We start from the raw sequence: 1013 nt of genomic DNA, 5'->3' as shown, positions 1-1013 counted from the left end.
TACCTCCTGTTAAACGTTGTTGGTCCAACGAGGAGTGTAACTTTATTGGATAATGTTGACAAGTGGTTTTTTCATGCATAAATTAATGTCCGAATGGTACATTTTTAGTTTGCCATAACCAGATAGTGCAAATTACACAGATGCTGATGGCAAATACTACTTAGTTATTATTATTGAGACAGGCAACCCAGTACCCTATGAAATATGGTTAATCAATTACGAAGTTGTTCCAGATTTTTTAGATGGTGTTGATTGACCTACTCGCGACATTACTAACGGTAAACTCACGACGTAAGTAAATGCCAATGACTCAAAAAATAGAAAGTGCATGCGACACATAGCATGTGCTCATTTTGCATGCTTAAAAACTAGCGCCATTATTATATAACTGTCGTTAGTCAACTAAAAATTTTGAATAGAATAGGAGAATGAAAAATGACTTTACCAAATATACCTTGCCAAACTTTCGGAGGAAAATACTTCTGGGACACACTCACTAACTCAAATGGATGGAAACTACAACAAAATAGATTCACACAACATTATCGTATTTTGGATCCATCAAATATTAGACAAGCTTGGAATGTAGACGAAGAAGAAATTTGGCATGTATTTCTTGCAATGACAAGTCAACAAGAGCATCAGAATGTAATTGAACATGAACCGTTCTCGTGAAATCTATGTTTGATGGTTCAGACAAAGTAAGGAGGTGAAGTCTATGTGGCAACAAATAGTCGTAGCAGCAGTAGTCTCAGTTGTAGGTGCTATCGCAAAGGAAATCATTGAGGAGAGATAGAATGTTTATGTGTCCCTGTATATTGAAAGAAAGAAAGTGTAAAAGATGCCGTTCAAGAATAATTCTATGGTAATAAAAATTGAGTAGTGGTGTAATTGAACTGAACCCTGAATAGTGGACACTTTAAAAAAAGTGGACCTATTCGGGGTTTTACTATTTTCAGAGTGAAGAAACCCCGTTATACTAACTTTACGAATTATGAACGGGAGAACATCAT

General features: G+C 35.6%; 1 protein-coding gene. It reads left to right on the top strand.

Annotated elements, in window-relative coordinates; translation table 11 throughout:
• The first annotated feature begins 435 nt into the window (after positions 1-435).
• Positions 436-675, top strand: coding sequence for a hypothetical protein (locus D8M03_RS17590; protein WP_121216068.1), 240 nt, complete (start codon positions 436-438; stop codon positions 673-675).
• Positions 676-1013 lie beyond the last annotated feature (338 nt).

This window comes from Ureibacillus endophyticus (genome assembly GCF_003628435.1).
GTDB classification, from domain to species: Bacteria; Bacillota; Bacilli; order Bacillales_A; family Planococcaceae; genus Ureibacillus; species Ureibacillus endophyticus.
This window is presented reverse-complemented; position numbering and strand designations above follow the sequence as displayed.